This is a genomic window from Aerosakkonema funiforme FACHB-1375 (assembly GCF_014696265.1).
GTDB classification, from domain to species: domain Bacteria; phylum Cyanobacteriota; class Cyanobacteriia; order Cyanobacteriales; family Aerosakkonemataceae; genus Aerosakkonema; species Aerosakkonema funiforme_A.
The window spans coordinates 120,365-128,845 of sequence record NZ_JACJPW010000006.1; the positions used below are offsets into that span (position 1 = coordinate 120,365).

The window sequence follows — 8,481 nt, forward strand, 5'->3', positions numbered from 1 at the left end:
AAATTATGCGATCGTTCCTCCCGTTCCACCGACTGAAAATCCCCCTGCGGCTCATCCTCGTCGTCCCCTTCGTGCTGCTAGTGGCGATCGCAGTAGGACTGACCAACTATTTTTCACTTCAGAATAGCCGCTCAGAAGTAGAGCAACTGGCACACCAGTTGATGATTGAAGTTGGCGATCGCGTCCACCTCTACTTAGATCACTACCTAGAACAACCTGAGCAGATCGATCGCAGCAACGCTAACGCTGTGCGTTTCGGCCAACTTGACCCCCAGAACATCAATGCGGTAGAACGTCATCTGATCTGGCAAATCTCCAATTTTGATAACATTCAAAGTATTTTATACGCCAATGAAGAGGGAGATTTGAGAATCGTTGAATCCATCGACGGTAAACTGATACTTAAGATTGCAAACAACCCCGATATTAGAAAATTTGAACAGTACGCTATTAACTCAAACGGTCAGCTATCTAAATTTATAAAAATGGGACAATCTCCACAAAATGGGGAGATTCGACAGCAGCCCTGGTATAAATTAGCCAAACAAACAAAAAGAGAAATCTGGAGTTCAGTCTATACATCAGGTGATGGCACTGAAATTCATATTAAAGCAATTTTACCTATTTATAATGTCAATAAAAAATTTGTAGGAGCATTTGAGTTTAATTTGAATTTGAGCAAATTAAATGATTTTATCAACCAATTGCAACTGCGGAATACAGGTGTTGTTTTTCTCATGGAAAACGATGGCTCTTTAATCGCCAGTTCCACAGATGAATTACCTTTTATTAAAACCAGGGATGGTAAATTTAAGCGAATTTTGGCAACTCAAAGTCAGAATCCTCTAATTCAAGCTGTCAGTCGCAATATAAAATCGCAGTTTAATTTGAACGAGATCGATCGCCTTCAGCAGTGGCAATTTATCGAGAACGGGAAAACCTATTTCTCCCAAGTAAAACCATACAAAGATAAGTATGGCTTGAATTGGTCGATCGTGACGGTTGTACCGAAGTCTGACTTCATGGCCAAGATCGATATTAATACTCAATATACTATTCGGCTGACGGTATTGGCAGCGATAATAACGATCCTCCTGGGTATCCTAATTGCCAACCGGATTGCCCGTCCAATTCTCACCCTCAGCGAAACTTCAGCAGCAATTGCACAAGGCAATCTAAATGTGCAAATTCCCGAACATTTGCCCGTGCGGGAACTCGATCGCATGGCGCGTTCTTTTAACCAGATGGCGCAGCAATTGCGGGAAGGTTTCGATCGCATCCAGACAAATTTGCGCGAATCAGAAGCAAAATTAAGCGATATTATTAACAGCCCGATCGCATCAATTATCCAGCTGCGAATCTTCGCCAATGGAAATTGGAATATTGAGTATCTTTCCCGTGGCTGCGAATCTATTTTTGGGTATAAACCCCAAGAATTTTTAGAAGATAAATCCATCTGGATGTCAAGAATACTGCCAGAGGATCTCGAAACTATAATTCTTCCTTTATTTAGTGAGGTTTTTGCCGAAAAAACTGTCAGTTTCGAGTATCGATTCTACCACAAAGACGGGAGTCTGCGGTGGTTAGGAGCCAGATTGACCTCTAGATACGATCGAGTAGCCGATTGCTGGTTCGTCAATCAGTTCACCATTGATATTAGCGATCGCAAAACCTTGGAAAGAGAACTTGCCTTCCGAGAAGCCCAACTGAATGTATTATTTAATTCTGCACCGCTCGGCATAAATATTATTGATGACCGATTGCAGTTTGTCAAAGTGAACGAATCTCTGGCAGAAATTAATGGCGTACCTATGTCAGAGCATATCGGTAAAACAATTCGCGAAATTTTACCTCAACTAGCTCCTATTGTCGAACCGATTTACCAACAAGTTCTTACCACAGGTCAGCCGATTTTGAATTTAGAAGTGAGTGGAGAAGTTCCCCTGCAACCAGGTGGGATTCGCTACTGGCTGGCTTCTTATTTCCCCATTCCCAATCCAGAGAACAATGCTGTTTGGGTGGGGACAGTCGTGGTAGACATTACAGAGCGAAAACTAGCCGAACAAGCTTTGCAAAAGAGCGAAGCTACTAACAAAGCTTTGATCGCAGCTATTCCCGATTTGCTCATTCGCATGAGCAGAAACGGCAATTATTTAGATTTTTATGCGGGTAGCAATTTCCACATCATTAACCCTCACCAGAAACGAGAAGGAGTCAATCTTTTTGATATCCTACCTGCCGATCGAGCCCAAGAACGCCTTAATTATATCCAGCAAGCCCTAGAAATCGGTGAAATTCAGACCTACGAACAGCAAATCCTCGTAGAAGGTAAACTTCAGCATGAAGAAACCCGCATTGTACCAATTGAAGGGGATGAAGTTTTGGTAATAGTACGCGACATCACCGCTCGCAAACAAGCAGAAGAAGCATTGCGCCAAAGCGAAAGCGCCCTAGCTGAAGCTCAGAAAATTTCTCATTTAGGCAATTGGTCTTTCGATCTCATCAACCAAAAGATCGTCTGGTCAGAGGAAACTTTCCGCATCTACGGAGTTGAGCCCAGCCAACTCGAACCTAGTTACCAAAAACTTTTAGAATTCACTCATCCAGATGATATAAAACTCCTAGAGCATAATGTCAAATATGCGATCGCTGAAGGCAAAAACTACGAACATGAAATTCGCATTTTTCGACCGGATGGCTCAATGCGTTACACTTTGGGCAAGGGACAAGCTGTTTTTGATGAAGCGGGACAGGTAGTCAAACTGTTTGGCACCGTACAGGATATTACAGAGCGAAAATTAGCCGAACAAGCCCTACAAAAGAGCGAAGCTACTAACAGAGCTTTGATCGCAGCTATTCCCGACTTACTCGTTCGTATGCGCCGAGACGGCACTTATCTAGATGATTTCTATGCCGAAGAAGACTTCAATATCCTCTACTCTCAGCAGGAACAAAAGAAAATCACTATTTTTGATGTCCTACCTGCCGATCGAGCCCAAAAACGCTTTAATTATATCCAGCGAGCTATAGAAACGGGAGAAGTTCAAACCTACGAACAGAAACTCCAGATCGAGGATAAATTACATTACGAAGAGACACGCATCGTACCAATTCAGACGGATGAAGTTTTGCTGATAGTGCGTGACATCACCGCTCGCAAACAAGCAGAAGCCGAACTGCAAAAAGCTAAAGAAGCCGCCGAAGCCGCCAACCGTGCCAAAAGCGAATTTCTCGCAAATATGAGCCATGAAATTCGCACTCCTATGAATGCCATTTTGGGTTTTTGCGACTTACTGCAAAACTGCATCACTGAATCCCAGCCGCGTTTTTACCTGCAATCTATTGCTGCTAGCGGTAAAACACTCTTAGCCTTAATCAACGATATCCTCGACTTATCTAAAATTGAAGCCGGAAAGCTACAACTGCACCACGAGCCACTAAATTTACGGGTATTAGTTCAGGAGATTTGCCTAATTTTTTCCCAAAAAGCTCAAGAAAAACAACTTTCTTTGCTGAGTGAAATAGATGAAAATTTACCCACAGCTATTCTGTTCGACGAAGTACGTCTGCGCCAAATTCTTTTCAATGTAGTTGGCAACGCTCTCAAATTTACCGAATCCGGTAGTATCAAAATATCCGCTCGCTCTCAGACGAGAATTTCAGAAAATAGTGTGTGTCTGGAAATTGCCGTAGCAGATACCGGAATTGGTATTCCTAGCGATCAGCAAAACAGTATTTTTGATGCTTTTTTGCAAGTGGAAGGGCAAAGCACTCGCAAATATGGTGGGACTGGCTTAGGATTAGCAATTGTCAAAAGACTAACTCAACTTTTAGGTGGCAAAGTAACGCTACAAAGTCAACTGGGTCATGGTAGTACTTTTACCTTCACTTTCCCAGAAGTTTCTGTGACAAACTCTACCACAGAAAGCACAGTTCAATCAGATTTGGATAATAACTTAGATATTTTTAAAGCTACCACAATTCTCGCTGTTGATGACGTACCATCTAACCTCAATCTGCTCCAAGGTTATTTCGCGGGCACAAAACACAACCTGCTGTTGGCTAAAGATGGATTGGAGGCAATTAATGTTGCCTTAACTCACGATATTGACTTGATTTTATTAGATTGGCGAATGCCCAACATGGATGGGGGCGAAACCAGTAAATTTTTGCAAAAAGACGATCGCACTAAACACATTCCTATTATCATGGTTACGGCTTCTGTTTTAAAAGAAGAGCAAGAAGCATTGCGATCGCTCTGTCATGGCTTTCTGCTCAAACCTGTCAGTCTCCAGCAGTTAATCTCGGAGTTAAGAAAATTCCTAACTTTAGATGAAACTTATTTAAAATCCCACCCAGAAAAAGCTGCAATTGTTCCGGTTAGCGATATATCAAAAATGTCTCCAGACGCTCTGGAACAATTACCAGAACTCTTAGAAAAGCTGCAAATAGAAGCAGAAACTGTTTTGCCAAATCTCTGCAATTCTATGATTCGGCGCGACTTGAAAAAATTTGCCCAACGCCTGAAAGAATGGGGAACACAATACAATTGTTCTCTGCTACTCAATTATGCGGAAACTTTAGTTAAGCAAATAGATGAATTTGATTTCGATCGCATCCCAGATACACTCAAAAAATTTCCGGATACAATCGCAGCTTTAGCCAAAATTAATATAACTAGGGGTTAGGGGCTAGGGGTTAGGGGCTAGGGGAAGAGGGAGAGGGAGAGGGAGGAATTTTGACTTTTGACTTTTGACTTTTGACTTTTGACTCCCCTAGCCCCTAGTCCCTACCTAGCTATTGCTAAAGCATCTAAACTACTGCCATCGCTGATGAGACGCCCATCTTCCATATAGACAATGCGATCGGCAATATCCAAAATGCGGTTATCGTGAGTAACTAATAAAATTGTACAACCTTGCTCTTTCGCTAATTTCTGCATCAATTCTACCACATCTCGTCCCGATTTTTTATCGAGAGCGGCAGTAGGTTCATCTGCTAGCACAATTTTCGGTTTACCTACCAAAGCGCGAGCAATTGCTACCCGTTGTTTTTGTCCTCCCGATAAGTCATCAGGATAGTAATTGATGCGATTTCCCAATCCGACTGCTTCCAACATTTCTTTAGCGCGATCGTTCATTTCTGCTGGTGGAATTCCTCGATGTACTTCCAATCCCATTCGCACATTTTGTAGCGCCGTTAAACTGCCGTGCAAATTGTGAGCTTGGAAGATATAACCGTTATGGCGTCGCGCTTCTGTTAATTGTTTTTCTTTAGCACCGCAAAGTTCTTTTCCTAACACCTTCAAACTTCCCTCTTGTGCAGAACGCAACCCACCGACTAAAGTTAGGAGGGTAGTTTTACCGGAACCGGATGGCCCAGTCATGATGATAATTTCACCTATATTTATCTGCAAGTTAATATTAAATAATGCTTGCTTTCGGAGTTGACCTTTACCGAAGTAATGATTGAGGTTGACGACAGAAATAACGGCGGACGAACTCGAATTACTTTGCATAGCCCCTATTAACTCTGTAGCTTCCATACTTATCTGTGTTTATCTGTGTTTATCTGCGGTCATCTGTGGTTAAAAATATCCCAGATACAGCTGCCGATAATTTCTCTCTAGAACATATCTGCTGGGTCAGCAGATTGTAATTTGCTTGTCGCGATCGAACCGGAAATCACACACATAATAATAGTTAACGACAAAACCATAATTGCCCGAAACAACGTCATATAAATTGGCAAATTTGTGGCATTGCGAGCTAAATTATAAAGTCCCAAAGGTACGATCATTCCCGGTATAAAACCCAGAACTGCCAAAATGAGTGCTTCTTCAAAAATCACGCCTAGCAAGTAGGAATTGTGATAACCCATTGCCTTGAAAGTAGCGTATTCCTTGATATGGGCATTTACATCAGTGGAAAGAACTTGATAAACGATAATTACACCGACGATAAAACCCATCGCTACACCCATACCGAAAATAAAGCCGATCGGACTTCCCGTTTTCCAATAATTTTCTTCAAATTTGATGAATTCTGCGATGGTTAGCACTTTCACATCTTCAGGTAGGTAAGCTTTTAATGCCGCCGCTACCTGAGTTGAATCTGCACCCGGTTCGATATAAATTAAACCCAGACTGATACTACCAGCTTGTCTTTTCGGGAATAATCTTAAAAAATTCTCATCGCTAGAAATCAGAGTGCCATCAGCACCAAAAGAAGCCCCCAATTTGAATAAGCCACCGATCGTAATAGTTCTCCTATCTACTTCCGTGGTAACTTCCCTACCAGCTTCCAGTTGGGCAAAAACTTCTTTGTAATCGCCTCTTGCACCTCTGTCAAATAGGAAAGTATCCGGTAACCGAATTTTATCGAGTTGGGCGTTAATTTCTGGTATGTTTAAAGCAGGCTGTTCGGGATTAAAACCAATCACTTGTACAGTCGTCTTTTTGCGCGTCTGGGGATTCTTCCAAGACACGGTGTTGATATACATGGCTTGAGCAGATTTCACTCCCGGAACATCGGAAGCTTGGTAGAGTCGCCGCCGCGACAAGGTAGATAAACTCTGAGAGTTACGCGCTTGGGGACTCATCAGAACAATATCTGCCTGTATGGCGCGGTTGAGGCGCGTGTTACTGTCATACAGCGCATTTTGAAATCCCAGCTGCATAAACATCAGGACATCGGCAAAGGCAATTCCCGATAAAGCCACCAACAGGCGGCTTTTGTGACGGCTGAGTTGCAACCATCCCAGAGGTGTACGTCGCCGCAGTTCTTGAATAAGTGCAATCATAATTCGATCGTCGCTTTGACTTGTAAATTGGTGAATTTGGCAGCTTTCTGACTGGATTCTTCATCGAGGCGGACGTGAACTTCCACAACTCTGGAGTCAATGTTTTCGCTGGGGTCGCTGTTGATGACGTTTTGGCGTTCGATTTGCCAACCGATGCGATCGACTTTTCCAGATAATTCTCCTGGCAGAGAACTGCTTTCTACCCGCACCTTTTGTCCCAGTTCGATTTTCCTGACATCGCTTTGGTAAACTTCCGCAACTACCATCATTTGGCTAACTTGTCCGATTTCCGCAATGCCTTCATTGGAGACAGTTTCGCCATCACGAGTATGGATTTTGAATATTACGCCATCTTGAGGAGATTTGACGTAAGCTTGGTCTAAATTCGCCTTCGCTTCTTTCTCAGCAGCAATAGCTTGTCTGATTTCCGCTTGTGCTGCTGCTACATCCACTGGACGGACTTCGGAAATTTTATTTAAAGTTGCTTGTGCGGAACTGACTTGTTGGCTACCAGTAGCTTGAATGCGTGCCAAAACCGCTTTAGCTTCGTTAATTTGCTTGCTTCCCGTGGCAGTAATTCGTTCTAAGTTGGCTTTAGCTTCGTTAATTTGTTTGCTTCCCGTGGCGTCAGTTCGCGCCAGAATTGCTTTGGCTTCAGCGATTTGTTCTGTGAGGGTGTCTACGGAAAGACGTTTGCTATCAAATACAGATTGCGCGATCGCACCTTCTTTATATAATTGCTCGTAGCGGTGAAATTCCGATTTCGCATTATTCAGTTCCGCTTCCAATCGCTTAATAGTTGCCTGTTGTGCCCGCTTATCGCCTTCCCACTGGGCTTCTAACCTCGCCAACGCCGCCTGTTGCGCTGTCTTATCGCCTTCCCACTGCGCCTCTAACCTTGCCAGCGTTTCCCGTTGCGCCCTTTCTTCACCCAGCGACTGCGCTTGTATCCGCCCAATCTCCGCTTTTTGCGCTTCTATCTCGCCTTCTTTCGCACCCGCTTGCACTTTCGCCAGATTAGCTTGGGCAACTTGCACAGCTTCTTTGCTTTTCTCATAAGCTGCTTGCAAGCGATCGCGATTATCCAAAATCGCAATTACCTGCCCTGATTTTACTTTATCTCCCTCATTCACCAGCAGTTTTTCCACCCGACTCCCTTGGCTGGATGCAGGTGCGGAAAGTTTTATCACTTCTCCCGCCGGTTCGAGTCTACCTAACGCTGTCACCGTCTTTACCTGCGGTATCGCCACCTCCGATACTTGGCTTGCCGGTTCGGATTGAGGTAGCTGTAAGTTCAACACTCGCGAACCCGTTATCCCCAAGATGCCAAGACTTGCTACCATTCCAAGTATTACGACCGGACGAGGGATAGGCTTGAGAAATGGGGAATCTTTGACGATTGTGTGGTGGAGCATAACCTTCCTGCTCTATGAGGTAGGTAAACTAAACGATTTAGTTTACTATACTTAAACTAAACCGTGTAGTTTAGTTTGTCAAGGGCTATGCTTGAGAAACCGACTAGGGGCTAGGGGCTAGGGACTAGGGAAGAGGGGAGAGGGAAAACGGAAAAGGGAAAAGGGAAAAGGGAAAAGGGAAAAGGGAAAAGATTTATTCTCCCACTCCCCCACTCCCCCACTCCCCCACTCCCTCTTCCCTAACCCCTAACCCCTAACCCCTAAC

4 protein-coding genes are annotated in these 8,481 nt (G+C 43.7%); 1 reads left to right on the forward strand and 3 read right to left on the reverse strand.

Annotation, left to right across the window (positions count from 1 at the left end):
• The first annotated feature begins 5 nt into the window (after positions 1 to 5).
• Positions 6 to 4,688 (forward strand): PAS domain S-box protein, encoded by a 4,683-nt coding sequence (locus H6G03_RS04030; protein ID WP_190462303.1) that lies wholly within the window; start codon positions 6 to 8, stop codon positions 4,686 to 4,688.
• 101 nt (positions 4,689 to 4,789) lie between these two features.
• On the opposite strand, the gene H6G03_RS04035 is transcribed toward H6G03_RS04030, so the two are convergent.
• The 3 genes from H6G03_RS04035 to H6G03_RS04045 form a co-directional block, all read right to left on the reverse strand.
• Complete coding sequence (locus tag H6G03_RS04035; RefSeq protein ID WP_190462305.1) at positions 4,790 to 5,518, reverse strand: DevA family ABC transporter ATP-binding protein; 729 nt, start codon at positions 5,516 to 5,518, stop codon at positions 4,790 to 4,792.
• 107 nt (positions 5,519 to 5,625) lie between these two features.
• The gene (gene devC / locus H6G03_RS04040; protein WP_190462307.1) at positions 5,626 to 6,801 is read right to left on the reverse strand and encodes an ABC transporter permease DevC; all 1,176 of its coding nucleotides are present in this window, start codon (positions 6,799 to 6,801) and stop codon (positions 5,626 to 5,628) included.
• Positions 6,798 to 8,216, reverse strand: a complete 1,419-nt coding sequence (locus H6G03_RS04045) for an ABC exporter membrane fusion protein (RefSeq protein ID WP_190462309.1) — start codon at positions 8,214 to 8,216, stop codon at positions 6,798 to 6,800. Before H6G03_RS04045 ends, devC begins: the two co-directional genes overlap by 4 nt.
• Between the last annotated feature and the right edge of the window lie 265 nt (positions 8,217 to 8,481).

What these genes read in the sequence shown, in the direction of transcription:
- H6G03_RS04030 (WP_190462303.1), top strand. Translation starts at nt 6, where the DNA reads ATGCGATCGTTCCTCCCGTTCCACCGACTGAAAATCCCCCTGCGGCTC.
- devC (WP_190462307.1), bottom strand. Translation starts at nt 6,801, where the DNA reads ATGATTGCACTTATTCAAGAACTGCGGCGACGTACACCTCTGGGATGG.
- H6G03_RS04045 (WP_190462309.1), bottom strand. Translation starts at nt 8,216, where the DNA reads ATGCTCCACCACACAATCGTCAAAGATTCCCCATTTCTCAAGCCTATC.
- H6G03_RS04035 (WP_190462305.1), bottom strand. Translation starts at nt 5,518, where the DNA reads ATGCAAAGTAATTCGAGTTCGTCCGCCGTTATTTCTGTCGTCAACCTC.